General features: G+C 60.1%; 17 protein-coding genes and 1 CRISPR repeat array. Of the genes, 11 read left to right on the top strand and 6 right to left on the bottom strand.

Features of this window, described 5'->3' with window-relative positions; genetic code table 11:
* The first annotated feature begins 38 nt into the window (after positions 1-38).
* From ACTS2Z_RS07770 to ACTS2Z_RS07760, 3 genes are all read left to right on the top strand, one after another.
* Positions 39-1,493, top strand: a complete 1,455-nt coding sequence (locus ACTS2Z_RS07770) for a hypothetical protein (RefSeq protein WP_442572645.1) — start codon at positions 39-41, stop codon at positions 1,491-1,493.
* Between the two features lie 552 nt (positions 1,494-2,045).
* Entirely contained in the window at positions 2,046-2,504 is a 459-nt protein-coding gene (locus ACTS2Z_RS07765) for a hypothetical protein (protein WP_442572644.1), read from the top strand.
* Positions 2,505-2,549: 45 nt separating this feature from the next.
* Entirely contained in the window at positions 2,550-2,984 is a 435-nt protein-coding gene (locus ACTS2Z_RS07760) for a helix-turn-helix domain-containing protein (protein ID WP_442572643.1), read from the top strand.
* A 176-nt stretch (positions 2,985-3,160) separates the two neighbouring features.
* Here ACTS2Z_RS07760 and ACTS2Z_RS07755 read toward each other — a convergent pair whose 3' ends face one another.
* Positions 3,161-3,406, bottom strand: a complete 246-nt coding sequence (locus tag ACTS2Z_RS07755; RefSeq protein ID WP_442572642.1) for a helix-turn-helix domain-containing protein — start codon at positions 3,404-3,406, stop codon at positions 3,161-3,163.
* Between the two features lie 122 nt (positions 3,407-3,528).
* On the opposite strand from ACTS2Z_RS07755, the gene ACTS2Z_RS07750 reads away from it, so the two are divergent.
* The 8 genes from ACTS2Z_RS07750 to cas2 all read left to right on the top strand — a co-directional run bounded on the left by ACTS2Z_RS07750 (position 3,529) and on the right by cas2 (position 12,084).
* Positions 3,529-3,867: a hypothetical protein gene (locus ACTS2Z_RS07750; protein WP_442572641.1), complete on the top strand. Its 339-nt coding sequence runs from the start codon at positions 3,529-3,531 to the stop codon at positions 3,865-3,867.
* Between the two features lie 199 nt (positions 3,868-4,066).
* Entirely contained in the window at positions 4,067-6,400 is a 2,334-nt protein-coding gene (locus ACTS2Z_RS07745; RefSeq protein WP_442572640.1) for a CRISPR-associated endonuclease Cas3'', read from the top strand.
* 71 nt (positions 6,401-6,471) lie between these two features.
* Positions 6,472-7,146, top strand: coding sequence for a type I-C CRISPR-associated protein Cas5c (gene cas5c / locus ACTS2Z_RS07740; protein WP_442572639.1), 675 nt, complete (start codon positions 6,472-6,474; stop codon positions 7,144-7,146).
* Complete coding sequence (gene cas8c, locus ACTS2Z_RS07735) at positions 7,143-8,942, top strand: type I-C CRISPR-associated protein Cas8c/Csd1 (protein WP_442572638.1); 1,800 nt, start codon at positions 7,143-7,145, stop codon at positions 8,940-8,942. Before cas5c ends, cas8c begins: the two co-directional genes overlap by 4 nt.
* On the top strand, positions 8,939-9,847 hold the full coding sequence (gene cas7c, locus ACTS2Z_RS07730; RefSeq protein WP_442572637.1) for a type I-C CRISPR-associated protein Cas7/Csd2: 909 nt from the start codon (positions 8,939-8,941) through the stop codon (positions 9,845-9,847). Before cas8c ends, cas7c begins: the two co-directional genes overlap by 4 nt.
* Positions 9,844-10,734: a CRISPR-associated protein Cas4 gene (gene cas4, locus ACTS2Z_RS07725; RefSeq protein WP_442572636.1), complete on the top strand. Its 891-nt coding sequence runs from the start codon at positions 9,844-9,846 to the stop codon at positions 10,732-10,734. Before cas7c ends, cas4 begins: the two co-directional genes overlap by 4 nt.
* A gap of 15 nt (positions 10,735-10,749) precedes the next feature.
* The gene (gene cas1c, locus ACTS2Z_RS07720) at positions 10,750-11,790 is read left to right on the top strand and encodes a type I-C CRISPR-associated endonuclease Cas1c (RefSeq protein WP_442572635.1); all 1,041 of its coding nucleotides are present in this window, start codon (positions 10,750-10,752) and stop codon (positions 11,788-11,790) included.
* Between the two features lie 3 nt (positions 11,791-11,793).
* On the top strand, positions 11,794-12,084 hold the full coding sequence (cas2, locus tag ACTS2Z_RS07715) for a CRISPR-associated endonuclease Cas2 (RefSeq protein WP_442572646.1): 291 nt from the start codon (positions 11,794-11,796) through the stop codon (positions 12,082-12,084).
* A 213-nt stretch (positions 12,085-12,297) separates the two neighbouring features.
* Positions 12,298-13,977: a CRISPR direct-repeat array (repeat unit 32 nt; unit sequence GTCGCCCCCTTCGCGGGGGCGTGGATCGAAAC).
* A gap of 305 nt (positions 13,978-14,282) precedes the next feature.
* Here the strand turns inward: cas2 and ACTS2Z_RS07710 are convergent.
* The 5 genes from ACTS2Z_RS07710 to ACTS2Z_RS07690 all read right to left on the bottom strand — a co-directional run.
* Positions 14,283-14,849, bottom strand: a complete 567-nt coding sequence (locus ACTS2Z_RS07710; RefSeq protein ID WP_442572634.1) for a recombinase family protein — start codon at positions 14,847-14,849, stop codon at positions 14,283-14,285.
* A 371-nt stretch (positions 14,850-15,220) separates the two neighbouring features.
* Positions 15,221-15,640 (bottom strand): helix-turn-helix domain-containing protein, encoded by a 420-nt coding sequence (locus tag ACTS2Z_RS07705; RefSeq protein ID WP_442572633.1) that lies wholly within the window; start codon positions 15,638-15,640, stop codon positions 15,221-15,223.
* A 17-nt stretch (positions 15,641-15,657) separates the two neighbouring features.
* Positions 15,658-16,101, bottom strand: coding sequence for a hypothetical protein (locus tag ACTS2Z_RS07700; protein WP_442572632.1), 444 nt, complete (start codon positions 16,099-16,101; stop codon positions 15,658-15,660).
* Positions 16,091-18,100 carry a hypothetical protein gene (locus ACTS2Z_RS07695; RefSeq protein ID WP_442572631.1) on the bottom strand — a complete coding sequence of 670 codons (2,010 nt, stop codon included), beginning with the start codon at positions 18,098-18,100 and terminating at the stop codon, positions 16,091-16,093. The genes ACTS2Z_RS07700 and ACTS2Z_RS07695 overlap by 11 nt, the downstream gene beginning before the upstream one ends.
* Positions 18,093-18,810 (bottom strand): hypothetical protein (locus tag ACTS2Z_RS07690; protein WP_442572630.1); only part of this gene is annotated, 718 nt, incomplete at its 5' end. The genes ACTS2Z_RS07695 and ACTS2Z_RS07690, both read right to left, overlap by 8 nt.

Raw genomic sequence — 18,810 nt, 5'->3', positions numbered from 1 at the left:
CAAGCAATTTAACCTACAACCCTATGAGATAAAATAGAATGTCTATATTTCCAGATAGATTGCCTTATGACGTAAATGGCATCTCAAAGTATAGCTTTGCCAAACACATTACCTCAATCGCAAATGATCTAAACATTGAGCTGAACTTAGAGGAACTATCAACGGAAATTGATCCGGAAATCGTTAACGGATTCCGACATGGTACTCGATGGCTTGACTCCGAATTCGCCAAGAATTTGGGCATTGTGCTCGACGATCCGCTCTTCAACTATCCTCGCAGAGTGTCAACGCAACATGAAATCATGCGAACACTCGCGGACAAAGGAGACACCGAAGCAATAGCTGGACTTCAAGAGCTAGAAGCATCGGAACCCCAAATTAGGAGGCTCATAATCCAGTCTGCGGTTCGGATGTTCGATCTTGCACGACCTCTGCTTGCCTATGAACGAACGCACAAACGGTTGACGAGGCTAGCTAAATTGGGACCGGTGGGTGCGCTGGAAAAAGGCAAGGACTATCCCCCGCACATGAATTTGCCGAACTACGGTTTGAAGCGCCCCGAATTGCCTGAGGGTGCCTTTTTTCCAGAGCACACCGGCATCAGCAATGCGCTTATCGATCAATTCATAAGACTGACGGCGAACGACGCTGTTTGGTTCATGGAGTCTCGAAAAAGAATTGAACGAAAAATGCATAATTGCCGCCGGCGGGCAGAATATCAGCTTCGGAAACGTAAATTCTCAAAGCTACCAAGTAGCAAAAAGCCGACAATGAGTTCAATTTCACACATTTCGACACACAAAGTAATAACTAATAATATCCCGAATGTGCACATGATATCAAAGCACGCGAACGACAATGGTATAGTGACGAAAGCTCCACTGATTAGAAGGCCCTCTCCAGCATCCGGACAAAGACTCTCCAGACCGAGGCTGGACAAAGCTGGAATCCCACCAAAATGGAGAAATTTAACCGACCTGGAAAAGTATCGGGTTATAAGCCAAGCCATTCATCGACAGACATCAGGCATCTCCATTACCGCTGACATTGACGAGAGCTGGATGGCTTCCCGGAGAGCGGCAGGCAAAGATGTCATGAGTGAAGTACAGCAGCGGCTAGCGAAATCACTCCAAAGGGGAATTGGCTCCGGGATCGCTTTCGCTGCGGTCGTTGAAGCTGACGAGGATACCAAGCCTCACCTTCATGGGTTGGTTAATCTTCGCCCCACACCGGAAAACCAACGTCTGGTAAGGGCTGCTCTGCTGAATTTCACAGGGGAGTATGGTCAGGACGGCAGAACACGAGCCCGCAGGGTAAACGTCAAAGCGTTCGACGGGTCATCCCTATGGGTAAACTACCCATTCAAGCGGCACGCGTTGGCGAGGGATACGCTTGGAGTTCATCGCGTCCTTGTCACCAGTCGTCCCGCGGTCCGATTGGGAAAGGCACTGCAAGATCGACTAAGGGCTAATGTATTGAAAACGGCTGCTTGAGCTGAGCGAACCATATCCTTCTTCCCGTTTCCTTCCGGAATGGCCGGAAAGCGGAATCTACAGGCCTTGCCAGGCAGGCTCGCGGGAACAAAAGGGAAGCGATGTGATGTGGGAGCAAGGCGGCTGAGGCGAAGCCGGTCAGAGTGCGGCTCCATATAGCTATATAGATGAGCGCCTTGGAGCGTTCTTCCGGCTTTCACCCGGCTTCGTTCCGGTATTAGATCACTTTCGGAGTGCCTGGCTGGAGAGATAGGCAGAAAGCTGGATAGATAAACGCCTGTCTGGCTCTCCTGATGACTGTGTATGGGGCTGGATGGAGAGGCATTGGGCATAGGCATTTTGCCGCCTCGAATGCCGCTCACCACCGGTATTTGAAAATGCCGCCCATACCCTCGCAGGCACGTGGTGCTTTCCCAATACCCCTTTGATGCTAGGGATCGTGTCTGACGCGATATCCCAAGTGATCGGGACCCTGCGCTCGCTATCGTGATGGTCAGACAGGTTCCAGCAGGTCCGCTGGAACGCTCAACCCAACGATAGAAAGACACAGACATGAACCACCCACCAGCCTCTGTCACGACACCGCCGGCCTCTCTGATCGCGCGATGGCTCACCGAGAACCTCAACACGCTCTCCGGCATGGATGATCTTCAGATCGCCCGCCGCTTCGGCTACGCTAGGCAAGGTACCATCCGGCAATGGAAGAGCGGTATACATCCGGTGCCGCCAGGAGCGATCTTTACCCTCGCCGAGATCACCGGCACGCACCCGGAAGAGCTCTTTCCGCTATGGGCCGCACAACTGCTCCCGCCAGACAGCAAGGAAGGCAAGGCGCTGACTGAACTGGCCGGACGCTGTGTGCGCCCCGAGGCGCACGCGTTGCTCGCCCGAATGAAGCGCGCCGGGATCACGCTCAGCGATATCACTGACGAGCATCTCGACCTCTTGCGCTGGATGACCGCCTCCGGTCATCAGCGTCGCAGCGCACTCGGTGCGCTGGAAGCGGTCTAGCGGTGGTGTAATGGAGCGCTGTCCTGCCCCTCGGAGAAACATGTGATGACCTACAACGCACCCAACCGCATCAAGGGCAAGGGCGGGCCCCGGACTGGAGCTGGCCGTCCACCGGGCGACAAGGAAACCGGTCCTGGCTATGAGCTCGCCATGTGGTTCGACGAGAGGATCGACGACTTCCTGGCCAGCCGGGGCTGGAATGCCAATGATCTGACATCAAGGATGGGCTATCAGAAGCCGAACATCCTCTCCCAATGGCGATCAGGCCGCAGCCGCCTTCCCATCGAGAAGCTCGTTCAGCTATCCGAGCTCTTCAACATCGATCTCGCGCCCCTGCTCCGGATGTGGCTTGAGCAATATGTCGGCACGCATGAGGATGGTCCGGCACTGCTGGGCGTGTTCGACCGGATCGTTACCGAGGAAGAGTTCGAGGTCATCAAGGCCCACCGGGCGTCTAAAGCGAATGGCCCGACCTCCTAGCGCACCTCTCTCACCAGAATGCTCGCCAGTGACCGTATATCGCTTGCTGGCGGGCGTCCCAGGTCCGGTGCTGGTCAGGTAGCCCAAACCCGCCAAGCGCGTCTGGCGACGATAGGGAGCGAATGGCTCACTTGGTGGGTAGCGACACGTAATCGGTGACCACCGACCTCGCCGCATCATGACCCATGCGGATCGTATCCCACTGCATCGAGATAATCGTCCAGCGGCATATCGAGCAGGCTCGCAATCGCGGCATACTCGACGGCATCGAGGCGGCGTTCAAAGCGCTCATACTTCGAGACGAAGGACTGTGGACGGCCCAGGTTCAAGGCGATGTCGGCCTGGGTGACGTTAACCGCCTTACGCTGTTCGATCAGCTTTTGCACCGACCTCTGATAGGCGCTGTCGTGAATAGCACGCACCCTTGGAACTCCCTCTGGACGAATGAGGGCAATTCCACTAATCCCAAAACAGGATTATCCCGAAACGGGTTAGTCGCCGGATTGGTCTCCAAAGCGCCGGCACTTAGAGCTACGAGGGGCAAATGGAAAAAAAGGCATTCACAATTATGGCGGTCGTAGCAGGCCTGCTCGGCCTGACGGTCTGGTATTTCGCCGATGGTCAGTTCATGCTGGCCAAAGGCGCAGTGGCAGAAGCCCTTCGTGATCCGAGCTCGGCGCAGTTTCGAAATCTGCGCCGTCTACCGAGTGGCGGCGTCTGCGGGGAGGTCAACGCCAGGAACGCCTACGGTGCTTATGGAGGCTACAAAGGCTTCTACTACTCCGGGTCCGAATATGGTCCGGGCTACGTCTCGTTTTCGGATAGTGGTGTAGAGCTGTTCCGGCAACAATATCGCCAGCATTGCTCAAGACAGAACACCTGAGCGTGAAACCGCCTTCGCCGTGCTGATGCACGGTGACTGCGCGCCAGGTTAGAAGCAAAACCTGTTTTCTGTTGGTTGGTGAGTCAGCGGGATGCCAAACATCCGCCGGTATGAGGGATGCTCGTACAAAACGTTAGCTATAAGCACTCAACCACGCGTAAAGTGACCCTCCCACTGTGGCGATCACTTATTTGATGTCATGTATGCTCATTCAATAATCGGCGCCCCCTATGGCGAGTGGGAGCCTCTTTCAGACCATTTAAGCTCTGTCGGTCAAAGAGCATCACAATTTGCGTCGGCGTTTGGTGCTGAAACGGCGGCTAGGAGTATGGGCCTGCTGCATGACATCGGGAAATGCTCTGACGCCTATCAGGCCTACATCCGGCAGCCTGTTGAAGACGAGCGCAGCCAGCGCGGGCCGGATCACAGCACGGCAGGCGCTAGGGAGGCCGTCGAAGCGTTTGGCCGGCGTTGGGGCCGTCTGCTCGCCTACGGCATAGCTGGTCACCACAGCGGCCTTATGGACGGAGAAAAGCTGGACGAGCGGCTGGCCAAGATTCTTGAAAACTATGCGTGCTGGAAGGCCCATATAGGCACGCTTCCCGATCTAACAGAGCTCAGCGCGATGCCGGTGGGCCGTATCCCAAACGCGATCGACAAGAGCTTCTCCGCGTCCTTCCTCGTCCGCATGCTCTTTTCCTGTCTGGTGGATGCGGACTTTCTTGAGACTGAACGGTTCTACGCGTTGTCTAGAGGCGAGCCTGCCCCCCGGCGGGGCGGCACATGGGATCAAACCCACCTCAACAAGGTCCGCGAACACTTGGCGGCAATTCGCACCACCGCGACGAGCCTTAACCGCCTGAGGGGCGAAATCCTCGATCACGCCACCGCGAAAGCGGCGCTTGAACCGGGCCTGTTCACGCTGACCGTGCCCACGGGCGGGGGGAAGACGCTGACCTCGCTCAGCTTCGCCGCCGAGCACGCTGTACATCATGAGATGCGCCGCATCATCTACGTCATCCCCTTCACGTCCATCATTGAGCAGACAGCCGACGTCTTCCGCGAAAGAGCCGGGTTGGGCGCGGATGTCTTGGAGCATCACTCCAATTTCGACTGGGACAGCCGTCCACCCGGCTTGGGCAAGGACGCAGAAGCCGAAGGCGCGGACGGTGGCGCCAAGCTGCGCAGAGACGCCGAAAACTGGGACGCGCCTCTGGTCGTAACCACTGCCGTGCAGTTCTTCGAAAGCCTGTTCGCCGCGCGCACTAGCCGCGCGCGCAAGCTTCACAATATTGCGCGCAGTGTGGTCATTCTCGACGAGGTACAGTCCCTGCCCGTCCATCTGCTGCGCCCTTGCCTGGCGGCTATAGACGAGCTGGCAAAGAATTACGGGACCAGCGCGGTACTGTGCACCGCGACCCAGCCCGCCCTACGTGTTCAGGATCGTGCGCTGCGGCCAAAGACGGAGAACGGCCCCGCCGAGGGGCTGAATATTCCCGGCGAGCGCGAGCTAGCGCCTAACCCTAAGGAGCTTTACAGGACACTCAAGCGTGTCACCGTGGAGTGGTCGCGCGAGCCCGTCGAGGACGAGGCGATCGCCGCGCGTTTCGCGCAGCAGGCCCAAATGCTGTGTATCGTGAACAGCCGTGCCCATGCGCGAGAGCTGTTCATGATGCTGCGCGAGCAGGGGCAAGAAGGCGCCGTTCACCTCTCGACCCTGATGTGCGCGCAGCATCGCCGTGCGGTTCTAGACCGCCTTCGAACTGAGCTGAAGGAAGGGCAGTCGGTCCGCCTTGTCTCTACCAGCCTGATCGAGGCTGGGGTGGATATCGACTTTCCTGAGGTATGGCGTGCCGCAACAGGCCTTTCCAGCATCGCGCAGGCGGCGGGCCGCTGCAATCGTGAGGGTCGGATGGCCGGACTGGGCCGTACCGTGGTGTTTGAGGCGGCCGGACGAAAAACGCCGTCTGGAATAGAAGCATTCTACACGGCCGCGCGACCTATTCTGCGGAACGATCAAGAAGACGTACTAGGTCTGGACGCCATCGAAAATTTCTACAAGCAACTGTACTGGCAACAGGGCTTTGAGGCGCTAGACCGGGCTCGCTTAGCGAACGGAGAGGCACTGGCTATCGTTCCAGCTCTGCGGGAAGGTGTGAACAGGGTCAGCTTCCCGTTCAAGACGGTCGCGCAAGCCTTCAATATGATCGACGACGTCATGGCGCCGGTGATTGTGCCGTTCGACAGCCGAGCCGAAAACGCGCTTCATGATTTGCGTCACGCCTCGGTGCCGCCCACCGGTGTGCAGCGCACTCTGCAGCAATACACGGTGCCGGTCCCAGCGACCCGTCGCGCGGTCCTACTAACCGACGGGAAAGCCAAGATGATCCGCCCCGACGACTACGGCGACCGCTTCGTAGTGCTGTGCCAGACCCACCCTGGCGAGCATCCCGAGCTTTATGATGAGCATGTCGGGCTGAGGCTCGATGCGGACCCCACCGCCCGCTCCAGCGAAAGCAATATCTTTGCCTGAGTTCATTTTTGTTGCGCTGCACGGCGTGGTTGCGCAAGGATGTTATACAGCACGTTGGGGAGGAAACGGGCATGACCATACGTCTACACGTCTGGGGCGATTACGCTTGCTTCACGCGTCCCGAAATGAAGGTAGAGCGCGTCAGCTATGACGTGATGACTCCGTCCGCTGCGCGAGGGATTCTGGAGGCCATCCACTGGAAACCTGCGATCCGCTGGCAAGTAGACCGGATTCACGTGCTCAAGCCCGTCAGGTTCCAGTCCATCCGCCGCAATGAGGTCGGTGCCAAGGCAAGCGCGGCCAACGCCGCGAGCGCCATGAAACGCGGCACGACCGAGGGGTTGGTTATAGTGGTAGACGAGAACCGTCAGCAGCGCGCGGCGATGGTGCTAGCGGACGTGGCCTATGTGATCGAGGCGCACTTCACCATGACTGACAAGGCCGGCGACGAGGATACGCCCGCGAAGCATATTTCCATGTTCAACAGGCGCGCCAGCCAGGGCCAGTGCTTTCACCGTCCCTGCCTGGGCACGCGCGAATTTCCCGCGGAGTTCGCCCTGATCCAAGACGGCGACCCGTTGCCCGATGGCGGACTGGCGCCCGATCAGCGCGATGCCGATTTCGGCTGGATGCTGCACGACATCGATTTCGAGGGCGGTCGCAACGAGTCACGATTCTTCCGCGCTGAAATGCGCGACGGCGTGATCGAGGTGCCGGCCTTTCACGCCAAGGAGACGGTGCGGTGAGCATCCTGCAGGCTCTTGACAGCTATTATGGCCGCATCCCCGGGGTGGCACAGCCTGGATGGAGCAATGAAAAGTTCGGATGGTGCATTGTCCTCGCCCTGGATGGAACAGTGGTAGATGTGGAACCGCTGCATGTGTCCGATGGCAAGAAGCGGCGGGTGAAGGGCTATCCAGTGCCGGCGGCCGTTCGGAGGACTGTTGGCATCGCGCCGAACTTCCTGTGGGACAAGACGGCCTATGCGCTGGGCCGCACAGCTGGCGAGGGCAGACGCACCGCAGACGAGCACGCCGCTTTTATGACGACGCATCTTGAAGCCTTGGAAGGTGAGAACGATGAAGGCCTTTCGGCCCTGCGCGCTTTTCTGACCACCTGGACCCCGGAGCGTTTTGATCAGGCACCCTTCACCGAGGACATGCTTGACGCCAACGTGATGTTCCGCCTTGAGGGCGAGCTGCGCTATCTGCACGAACGCCCTGCCGCGAAAACACTGGTCGCGCGACGGGCCGAGGCCGCTGCCGGAGACGACAGCGTGATGTGTCTGATCACGGGCGAGAAGGGTCCGCCCGCGCGGCTGCACCCGACGATCAAGGGGGTGGAGGGCGCTCAAACCGCCGGCGCGGCGCTGGTTTCTTTCAATCTCGACGCCTTTACCTCGCTGGGCAAAGATCAGGGCGAGAACGCGCCCACATCGCAGAGCGCGGCCTTCCGCTATGGCGCGGCCCTCAATCATCTTCTGACCCGCGACGGGCCGAACCGGCTGCGCCGTCCCATCGGCGACGCCACGGTTGTGTTCTGGGCCGACGCCAGCGAAGCCGCAGCGGCTGAGGCGGCGGACAATATCTTCGCGCTGTGGACTGGCGATATCACCGACGAAAATGAAACTGCCGCGATCCGTGATGAACTGAAGAAGATCGCCGCAGGCAGGCAGCTGAAATCCCTGCGTCCCGAGATCGAGGAGGGCACACGGTTTCATGTGCTGGGACTGTCGCCCAATGCCGCGCGCCTGTCCGTGCGCTTTTGGCTGACCGGCGATTTCGAACAATTTGCCACGGCGCTGGCGCGGCATCATGCCGATCTGAGCCTGGAGCCCGAGCCGTTCGGCTGGGGCGGCGCGCCGTCCGTCAACCGCCTGCTAGTGCGCACCACCGCCGCGCAGGGCGACTTCAAGAACATCCCGCACGGCCTAGCCGGGGAAGTTATGCGAGCCGTGCTGACGGGCGGGCGCTATCCGCTGAGCCTATTGTCTGCCGCAATCATGCGCCTGCGCGCGGGCGATAATGCCGCGACCGGCTGGCATGCGGCAGTCATCCGCGCCGTTCTGAACCGCCAACGCCGAACACACGTCCCGGAAGAAAGGGAGATTCCGATGGGCCTCGACAGGAGCCATGACAACACCGGCTATCAGCTCGGGCGGCTGTTCGCCGTCTACGAGATGGCACAGCGCGCGGCGCTGGGCAATGTGAATGCCACCATCCGCGATCGTTATTTCGGTGCGGCATCAGCCACGCCGGCAAGCGTGTTTCCTCTGATTGTGCGTGGCGGCCAGAACCACCTCGCCAAGGTGCGCAAGGAGAAGCCCGGCTGGGCGGCCCTGATCGAACGCGAACTGGAAGAGATAAACGGTCATTTCAAGCCGGGTCCGGGCGGCATCTGGCCGCGGTCGCTGCGACTAGCCGATCAGGGCGAGTTTGCAATCGGATATTACCACCAGCGTGCCACCAAACTAACCAATGAGAAGGGCGATGCGCTCAGTACCGAGGCACTCCCCGAACAAACGGAAGGAGTCGACGCATGAGCAGCCCGGTCACGAACCGCTACGAATTCGTTCTTTATTTCGATGTCTCCAACGGCAATCCCAACGGCGACCCGGACGCGGGCAACATGCCCCGGCTAGACCCCGAAACCAATCAGGGCCTGGTCTCCGACGTCGCGCTGAAACGCAAGGTGCGCAATTACATCGCCATGGCGACAGATCACCGCATCTACATGTCTGAAGGGTCGACGCTTAACCTTCTGCACAAGGAGGCCTGGGCCGCAGTGATGCCGGACATCGCCAAGGAGGACGAGTTCAAGAAACTGCCCAAGGACCAACAGAAGGCCCGCGAGCTGACAGCGTGGATGTGCGCCAATTTCTGGGACATCCGCACCTTCGGCGCGGTGATGAGCACCGGCGTGAACGCCGGCCAGGTACGCGGGCCTGTACAGTTCACTTTCTCCCGGTCTGTGGAGCCGATCCTGCCCTTGGAGATTTCGATTACCCGCATGGCTGAAACCGCCGAAGACACTGGCGGTCGCACCATGGGGCGTAAGCATATCGTGCCCTACGGCCTCTACCGCGCCCACGGCTTCATTTCTGCGCCGCTGGCTAGCCACAAGACCAAAGGCACCGGCTTTTCTGAAGGCGATCTCGAACTGCTCTGGCAGGCGCTGTCGAATATGTTCGACCATGACCGCTCGGCCGCGCGCGGCGAGATGGCAACACGCAAGCTGATCGTGTTTCGCCACGAGAGCGCGCTTGGCAACGCGCAGGCGCAAAGCCTGTTCGATCGGGTGACCACGCACCGAGTGTTCGAGGGCAGCCGCCATCCTGTAGGCCATAGCGCCACGCATAACTGGCCACCCGCGCGGCAATGGAGCGATTACGAGATTCTCATCAACCGCAACGGCATGCCCGCTGGGGTCGAGATCATCGAACGGTGAATGATGCAGGCCTCGGTGTGAGCGAGGCCTGCAATGCCCAAGACTCTATAATAGGGAGTTTCTATCCACGTCACTCAAAAGCGACGACAATTCGCCAGTTATGGTGGCCACCACTCCAGATCAAAGAGACTGATCCCAAGCATTTTCAACCGGATACGACCTCCACGCATCACGACATTGCTCCGAGTGCGAGAAAATGGACCGAGCAGAATCTCAACCGCTCCATAGAAAATATCGATTATAATAGGGAGAAGTCAATGAACCAGCCGGACAGGGATAGCGAATCCATGCTGGTGCCCGTGTCGGCGCTGCAGCATTATCTGTTCTGCCCGCGTCAGTGCGCGCTCATCCATGTGGAACACATCTGGAACGAAGATGCAGCGACCATGCAGGGACGGCTGATGCACGAGCGGGTGGACAGCGGCAGCCCTGGCCGGCGCGCCGGTGTTCGCACAGTACGCGGCCTGACATTGCGCTCGCTTTCGCTTGGGCTGTCTGGCAAGGCCGACGCTGTCGAGTTCCACGGAGAAACGCCCTACCCCGTGGAATACAAGCGCGGCCGCCCGAAAACACACCGCGCAGACGAGGTTCAGCTGTGTGCGCAAGCATTGTGCCTAGAGGAGATGTTCGGCGTGAACGTCCCCGAGGGCGCGCTATTCTACGGACAGACGCGCAAGCGCCTCGTCGTGCAATTTGATGAAGAGCTGTGCGCGCTGGTTCGCGAGACTGCCGTTGCGTGCCGACTTATGTTGGCCGAAGGCCGCACACCGGGGCCTGTCAGGAAGCCGGCTTGCAAGCGCTGCTCGCTGGCGGACGAATGCATGCCAGACAGGCTGGAGAAGCCGCCTGAAGTAACAAGATGGCTGCTCCGCCAGCTCGACAACTAGAGTGGAGACGCTCCCATGCGCAAGCTGCGAAACACGATTTACGTCACCAGTGAAGACGCATGGCTGCGAAAGGACGGCGAAAATCTGGTCGTCGAGGTGGAAGGTAGCGAACGGGGACGGGTGCCTCTGCACGCGATGGAAGGCATTGTGTGCTTCAACCGGGCCGGCGCCTCCCCGGCCCTACTCGCCGCCTGCGCCGGGAAAGCAATTGCGGTCTCCTTCCTGACCCCGAACGGTCGGTTTATTGCACGCATTGAAGGCCCGCGTTCGGGTAATGTCCTTCTCAGACGCAAGCAATACCGGGTAGCGGACAATCCTGCACAGTCTGTGTCTGTCGTACGAAACATCGTGCTGGCCAAAGCGGCCAACCAGCGCGTCGTAGTCCTCCGCGCCTTGCGCGACCACGGCGCCAAACTGCCGGAAGAGGCCAGCGAGTCCCTTGAGTCGGCCGCCCGTAGATTGCTGCGTATCGCGCGGCGGGCCGCCGAGGCTGACGATCTGGATATTCTCCGTGGTTTCGAAGGCGAAGCAGCCAACGTTTATTTCAGTATCTTCGACGTCATGCTTCATAACTCCGACGATGCCTTTCGGTTCAGGGGGCGGTCACGCCGCCCCCCGCTGGACCGTGTAAATGCGCTCCTGTCGTTTCTATACGCGATGCTCGGCCATGACTGCCGTTCTGCGTTGGAGGGCGTCGGCCTCGACCCGCAGGTTGGCTTCCTGCACGCTGACCGGCCGGGGCGGGCCAGTCTCGCACTCGATCTCATGGAGGAGTTGCGCCCGGTTCTGGCCGACCGGCTAGCCCTGACGCTGATCAATCGCGGGCAACTCAAGGCACGCGACTTCTTAATTGACGCGGGTGGTGCGGTCAGCCTAACGGACGACGGCCGCAAGCAGGTTCTGGTCGCCTGGCAAGAACGCAAGAAGCGCGAATTGCGTCATCCCTTTCTCGGCGAGACCGCGCCGATAGGGTTGGTCGCGCATCTGCAGGCCCGGCTTCTGTCGCGCCATCTGCGCGGTGATCTGGACGGCTATCCGGCCTTTGCCTGGAAATGAATGATGCTGATGCTCGTCACCTATGATGTCAGTACCGCCAGTCCGGGCGGCGCAAGACGGCTGCGGCGTGTGGCGCGCGCTTGTCTCGACTATGGTCAGCGAGTTCAAAACTCGGTGTTTGAGTGTGAGGTGGAGCCAGCGCAGTGGGTGGAGCTTCGTGCCCGCCTCATCTCGGAGATCAACGAGAAGGACGACAGCCTGCGCTTTTACAGGCTCGGCGCACAGGGCAATCGCCGGATAGAACACGTCGGAGCCAAGGACGTCCCGGACCTCGACGGACCGCTTCTGTTTTGAGTAGATCGACGGAGCATATCCGTCAGCACACTTCGCGCGAACCTGCATTGGTCCGCTTCCGCGCGGGAGGTTCGCGCGGCTCCCCAGGCCTTATTCTCAAAGCTCTGCCCAGCCATCGCGCCTCACCCAACTTTGAATATGAGCGATTATTGGCGAGGGTTCGCGCAAGCTGCCCAATTTTCATTGAATCACCAATATGATAACTCCGTTACTGTCGCCCCCTTCGCGGGGGCGTGGATCGAAACATGAGCCGGGCTTTGCGCTCCGGGTCACTGAAAGTCGCCCCCTTCGCGGGGGCGTGGATCGAAACAACAGATGAGTATTGGTTGCGCTTTGGTGGCTAGTCGCCCCCTTCGCGGGGGCGTGGATCGAAACATCGAACCAGATGCGAGGAAATAGCCGCCTTGCCGCGTCGCCCCCTTCGCGGGGGCGTGGATCGAAACCACGTGATGGCAGTATCGTTGGCGATCTCGCCATGTCGCCCCCTTCGCGGGGGCGTGGATCGAAACAGGGGTGAACCGCGCCCCGTGCCCGAGACCACAGTCGCCCCCTTCGCGGGGGCGTGGATCGAAACAGAGATCCTGGATCACATCCAGGCAACGCTCTACGTGTCGCCCCCTTCGCGGGGGCGTGGATCGAAACACCTGCTTCGCGCGGTCGTCAAATCCGGTGCGAAGTCGCCCCCTTCGCGGGGGCGTGGATCGAAACTACAGCAACCGGCTCGTCAAGCCGATGACTGGTCGTCGCCCCCTTCGCGGGGGCGTGGATCGAAACGGCATCGACCAGCTGGTTGCGGTCATTGCGGCTGGTCGCCCCCTTCGCGGGGGCGTGGATCGAAACCGACCAGTCGCAATGCGTCGATCGATCAGGACATTGTCGCCCCCTTCGCGGGGGCGTGGATCGAAACCGTTCGTCATGGGAACGCGCGGCCTGCAAGGCTGTCGCCCCCTTCGCGGGGGCGTGGATCGAAACTACCAGTCGCGCCTGGCGCTGGGCGGTTTCCGCTGTCGCCCCCTTCGCGGGGGCGTGGATCGAAACTCGGCCATCGCGACCTGCCCGGCACGTCCACCCAGTCGCCCCCTTCGCGGGGGCGTGGATCGAAACATGTGCGAGTGGATGAGCCGCCTGACCCTTCGCGTCGCCCCCTTCGCGGGGGCGTGGATCGAAACCCTTGTATGGATCGCTCATGCCTTCACCCCCTTGGTCGCCCCCTTCGCGGGGGCGTGGATCGAAACTGTGCTGCTCAGTTCATGTATGAAGAAGCCAAGGGTCGCCCCCTTCGCGGGGGCGTGGATCGAAACCGCTCGAAATTCGATCTCTTGCCCATGGATCACGTCGCCCCCTTCGCGGGGGCGTGGATCGAAACAGACGTTTCGCCGGCGGCATAGCCCCAGTCGAGATGTCGCCCCCTTCGCGGGGGCGTGGATCGAAACGGCAGAGAGTGGACGCCATCGGTCTGGACAGCCGTCGCCCCCTTCGCGGGGGCGTGGATCGAAACGTGTCTTGGGGTTAAAGTCGGAGGCGCGCAGGAGTCGCCCCCTTCGCGGGGGCGTGGATCGAAACGCCATGCGGTGGGCAGGCAAGGGCAATGAGAAGCTGTCGCCCCCTTCGCGGGGGCGTGGATCGAAACACGGTGCAGCGTGACCCGGCCAGGCCCGGCTGGGGTCGCCCCCTTCGCGGGGGCGTGGATCGAAACATGAGGCTGTCGCCAATCGTGTAATCGCGCCGCTGTCGCCCCCTTCGCGGGGGCGTGGATCGAAACCGCATCAGCGTGCGGGGCTGGTTCTGGATCGGCGTCGCCCCCTTCGCGGGGGCGTGGATCGAAACCTTCGCCTGGCTGATCGTCGGCTGGATCATCATGGTCGCCCCCTTCGCGGGGGCGTGGATCGAAACAGCATCGCCCGCGTAGATGTTGCGCGGATTGGCAGGTCGCCCCCTTCGCGGGGCGCGGATCGAAACAGCACCGCGTTGCGGCCACCGAGGCGGGCACGGGGTCGCCCCCCCTCGCGGGTGCGTGGATCGAAACAACGTGGACAAGGAAGGCAAGGTCAACCGCGCCGGTCGCCCCCTTCGCGGGGGCGTGGATCGAAACCTTTGCAATTATGACTTTTCAACCGAGGACTCCGCTCACCCCCTTGCCGGGGGTGAATCGAAACGAGGCACAGGCGTGGGTTATTCTGCAGGGCTCCCCGCAATAATCAGACTCTCCCACCTAGCTCGGCTTCCAGCACCCGATAAAGCGTCGCTCGCGAGACGCCGAGCTGCCTAGCGATCTGCGGCATGGAGTGGTTGCCAGCTTGTTTGAGAGCACGGGCCATTTCGATCTGGTCTGGTGTCAGTGCCGCTGGACGCCCTAGCCTCCTGCCTCGGGACTTTGCTGCCTGCAGTCCGGCCTTGGTCCTCTCACGGATCATTTCGCGCTCGAACTCGGCCAGCGCACCGAAGACGTGGAAGACAAGCTTGCCGCCAGGCGATGTAGTATCAATGCCCTCGGTGAGCGAGACAAAGCCGATGCTCTTCTCCTGGAGCCCCTCCACGGTTTCGATGAGCTGGCGGAGCGACCTCGCCAGCCGGTCCAGCTTCCACACGACCAGCACATCTCCGGCCCGTAGATAATCTATCGCCGCCTTCAGCTCAGGCCGATCCCGCTGCGCTCCGGATGCCTTCTCCTCGAATATCCGCTCGCAGCCGTGCGCTTGCAGGGCGTCGATCTGCAGATGGGTCTCCTGATCGCGGGTGCTGACCCGTGCGTACCCTACTCGCAATGCTCTCTCCGTCGCAAAAACCTATCGCGACAGTATCGAGACCTCGGGGTTTTTCAAGATGGCTTTTGAGACGGAATATGTTGCCAAGCAGTGGTCTTGAAGTGCCCAGCCGGAGCTGTCTCAGAAACCTGCGTTTTTGACATTGGTTGGAGAATGAAGGGCGACGTTGACGGGGTCGTGGCCGACATAGGCGTAGAGATTGAGATCGGCTCAGAGAGACCTATCGGTTTGCCTGATCCGGAAGATCAACGACCGGGTGAACGGCCGATACGTCATTTATCGGACAGATTTCGGATAAACGGCCCATTACAACGACCGCGCAGTCGTAGGACATGTAAGAAACATACTAATGGGCTTCCAACGCCCCTTCCTTACGCATCCTTTTCCGGTTCCGTGCCTAGCGAACCCGCTAGCTGCAGGATATGCCGGCGAACCTTTGGGTCTTCAATGCGGTTGAAGGCCTGAGCGAGTTGGACTCCTTCCCGGCTCCCAATGAAGGTGGAGATCGCCTCTGACTCCTCATCAGTGCGATGCGAAGGGTCAACCGCCGGATCAAAATCCTCGTAGAAATAGCCAATTGGAACCTCCAGCGCGCGCGCGAGGTCATACAACCGCCCTGCGCCAATGCGGTTTGCCCCATTTTCATATTTTTGTAGTTGCTGGAACGTAACCCCGAGCTTTTCTGCCAGCGCCTGCTGGGAAATCTGCATCACCCTGCGGCGCAGCCTGATACGAATGCCGACATACCGGTCAACAAGGTTGGGGGATCGTGGGCTACTTTTGCCTGTCATGATTTGTGTCTCCGACCCTATACTTTTTCACGATCACCGTTTTCGATCACCGGATCACAGGAAGCCAACTCTCCCGTTTGCCGGTGTCTGACAATAATCTGATACCTTGATGCCTTCATGATCTCGCAGGCATCATTGAGCACTACACTTCTACGCTCTGGGTCGCCGAACCTTACCTCATAATCATCCGACTGTGGGAACACCGCCAGTCCCGGCCAGGTCGTGCCGCCAAGCTCAAACTCATGAAATTCCCAATCATCATCGGCGAGCGCGAAGATAAAGCGGGTGGGATAGGTTGCCTGGAAGTCGCCAGCCCCTGCACCGATATATACCTTGTGTGCGTCCTGCGCGGCACCCGCAACGACCTCTTTATAAGGAAAGACTCGCACCAAAATGTGCAAAACATTTGGGCCGTTATGTCCCGCGCCTGTGAAAACCGCGGTATCGCTTTTAGCCGTCATTTTCTATCCCTTGCCTATTCAGGTTCGAAACTGTTTCTGGAGTGTCAGGACGCGCCCAAAAACTTACAAAATCAGGCCGCGCATAACCTGCCTCTTCCAGCTCTGTGCGTATGGCTATCGCCTGATCACCTTCTCCTGCCAGCCAGTAAACCCGCGACACCAGATCGCGCGTCCGCAGGTCGCGCACTGATACGGTATCGTCAACCTGCGCCAGCGCATCACGCAAAACCCGAGGCGCCTCCGGTCTGCCAAGCGCCATTAATGCGTCATAGCGAAGAAGATGTGCCTTGAGTGCGAGCATATGCGCATTGGCGCGGCCCGGCTCCATCTCGCGTGTCAGACCAGCAAGCGCATCGGCTGCGCTGACGGCCGCGTCTTCGTAAGCGCCGGCTGCGAGTGCGACCTGACCGGAAAGTATGTCAAAGCTCGCATTTTCGAGCACACGCCCGTCATTGCTACCTTGCGGGTCCCGGCTTACCCGTAGCCGCCGCGCCCTGTCGATAAGCAGTTGTGCGCGGATAAGCGAGCCTTCGAACAATGCGACTTCCGCACGGTCACGTTCAACAGTCAGCCGCAGCCGAAGATAGCGCGCATTTTCCGGGTCCAAAACGGCGAGGCGCTCTAGGGAGTTGGAAGCTTCGTCAAGAGCTCGCAACGCAGACGCAATTTCGCCAGCATCCACCCGCAGAACGGCCTCGGCATGGTTTGCATTGGCCAACCTGAACATCGTCAGATGGTTTCCAGGATCGTCTCTCAACTGGTCGGCGAAGGTCTGTGCCTCGCGCGCGCGCAGATCTGCGGCCTGCGCCAACTGGCCGTTGGCTCTATGTGCATCTGCAGCCCAGCCCAATGCGTTGGCAAGTTCGCCAGTATATTCGCCATACTCGCGCTGGAGCGCCTCAAATCCGGCGATTGCCAATTGAAGAGACTCGAGGGCTTCTTCTGGCTCGCCGCCTTCGACGGCCATAGCGGCTGAGCTAAGATGGGCGCTCGCCATGCGCTGACGGGCGTCACGGTCTCCGGGCGCGAGCGCTAGAAGGGCATCTGCATATTCCCGACTTGCATCCAGCCAGGAACGCGCGCGCTCGATATCACCGGCGCGATAGGCGGCAATGCCCGCAGACGAGGTCAGCTCGGCCAGCGCCAGCATGCCATCTATAGTTGGCGAGCCTTCATCCCATTCATCGCCCAGCGCCATTGCCGTTGAATAGGCGTGCATCGCGCCAGAGGGATCACCGGACAGGTCACGCGCTTCGGCAAGCCAGGTCAGAAGCCGTATACGCCGGGCCCGATCCTCATCAGTAGCCGCGCCAGGTATGCCGCGAGCCAGGATGGCCTCGCCGGCTGCGATCATGACACCTTGGCGGGCACTTGCCTGCAGCGACCCGGCGATCTCGATCAGCTGCATGTCAGCAAACCGGACCGCTTCAGCCTCCGCGGCACGGCTGCGGTCCAGCTCATTGCCAAGCTGAACACTGAAACCCCCTAGAGCAAGGCTGATAGCAATGGTCGCGGTCAATGCGATGACGGACGTCCGAAGAAAAAGCGAGCGCCGCGTCTGGGGTTTGCTAGTGCCTGCCATTTTGAGGAGCCTGGCGCCCACCGCTTCGATATCAACAGACTCGTGGCCAGGATATAGCGACCCCGCAAGAACCGGCGGCGGCAGCGAGACCAGAAGCCCGTCCGGCCCGCGGTCACAAGCAAGAACGGGGGGCAAGGGCGGTCCATTGCCTGCATCGGGCTCTGGTCGGAGTTCCACACGCAGCAGGCGTTCACGGGGCGCAATGGCCAGAAAAGCGGCAACCGCGCGGCTCACCTCGATATCCTCAACCGTGGCGTCGGAATAGCACACGACCAGCCAGCCGGGCTCGGGATCGGTGTGTGCGTTCCAACCCACGACGACCGGGCCACCCTGGCGCATCAGCCATGCGGCAAGACCCCAGACACGCGCGCGGTCATTCTCAGAGCAGATGAGCGCGATGGCGGGCGTATCACTCATGACGCGCCCTTCCATTGAGATGGCCAGGAGGCAGATACTGGTCAGGCGCCCCGCTTTGCGAAACGCTGGTCAGCAAATCTTCTGCCATACCGGTAATATGCGCAGCCAATGCGGCGCGTTGTTCCGCCGACAGTGGCGCTGCGGCATAGAGCAGCTCCGCATAGGCAATGTCGAGCTCGCGTATCGAGCCCGGGTCAATCGGAACAAACGAGGTAATCGGCACGCTCAGAATGCGCGCGATCTCCACCGCTTCGGGAAAGCTTGGATCAGCGCCATCATAAATCTGCATGAGACGGGCTAGCCCCAGAAACTCGATCAGCTCCCCTTCTGCCGATAGCCCGCGATGCGACACGATAAGCTGAACGTTCGCCCCGAAACTGGGCAACGAAAATTTTCTGGTTGCGTCGCCGCCCTGTCCGGCCAAGTTCCCAACCCGGTCTGCTGCCCCATGAAAATCAATCAATTGTAGCAAATTGCCTTTCACGCAACCCTCGAATACAATTTTACACTCATTGCGTGCATTGAAATGCAAAACACGCAAAAGGTAAAGTCGGCTAGGTGACCAGGAGTTGCACCGGTCCAGCGCCAGGCCTCTGCGTTCGCTACCTTGTCCATCGGCGGTTGACTCGCCGGAAAAACAAGTGGGGATGCCCGCGGGTAGTGTCTCAGTTTGAAATTTCAGCACTACACTTTTTGTAGGGGCCACGCTT

The organism is Glycocaulis sp. (genome assembly GCF_052168375.1).
GTDB lineage: Bacteria > Pseudomonadota > Alphaproteobacteria > Caulobacterales > Maricaulaceae > Glycocaulis.
The sequence above is the reverse complement of the archived record's forward strand: the minus strand, read 5'-3'. Positions and strand labels throughout refer to the sequence as shown.

Bases quoted from the DNA above. Each gene is read 5' to 3' on its own strand.
- ACTS2Z_RS07700 (WP_442572632.1), bottom strand. From the start codon at position 16,101: ATGACGGCTAAAAGCGATACCGCGGTTTTCACAGGCGCGGGACATAAC.
- ACTS2Z_RS07745 (WP_442572640.1), top strand. From the start codon at position 4,067: ATGTATGCTCATTCAATAATCGGCGCCCCCTATGGCGAGTGGGAGCCT.
- ACTS2Z_RS07760 (WP_442572643.1), top strand. From the start codon at position 2,550: ATGACCTACAACGCACCCAACCGCATCAAGGGCAAGGGCGGGCCCCGG.
- ACTS2Z_RS07770 (WP_442572645.1), top strand. From the start codon at position 39: ATGTCTATATTTCCAGATAGATTGCCTTATGACGTAAATGGCATCTCA.
- cas5c (WP_442572639.1), top strand. From the start codon at position 6,472: ATGACCATACGTCTACACGTCTGGGGCGATTACGCTTGCTTCACGCGT.
- cas2 (WP_442572646.1), top strand. From the start codon at position 11,794: ATGCTGATGCTCGTCACCTATGATGTCAGTACCGCCAGTCCGGGCGGC.
- cas7c (WP_442572637.1), top strand. From the start codon at position 8,939: ATGAGCAGCCCGGTCACGAACCGCTACGAATTCGTTCTTTATTTCGAT.
- ACTS2Z_RS07705 (WP_442572633.1), bottom strand. From the start codon at position 15,640: ATGACAGGCAAAAGTAGCCCACGATCCCCCAACCTTGTTGACCGGTAT.
- cas1c (WP_442572635.1), top strand. From the start codon at position 10,750: ATGCGCAAGCTGCGAAACACGATTTACGTCACCAGTGAAGACGCATGG.
- ACTS2Z_RS07695 (WP_442572631.1), bottom strand. From the start codon at position 18,100: ATGAGTGATACGCCCGCCATCGCGCTCATCTGCTCTGAGAATGACCGC.
- ACTS2Z_RS07765 (WP_442572644.1), top strand. From the start codon at position 2,046: ATGAACCACCCACCAGCCTCTGTCACGACACCGCCGGCCTCTCTGATC.
- ACTS2Z_RS07750 (WP_442572641.1), top strand. From the start codon at position 3,529: ATGGAAAAAAAGGCATTCACAATTATGGCGGTCGTAGCAGGCCTGCTC.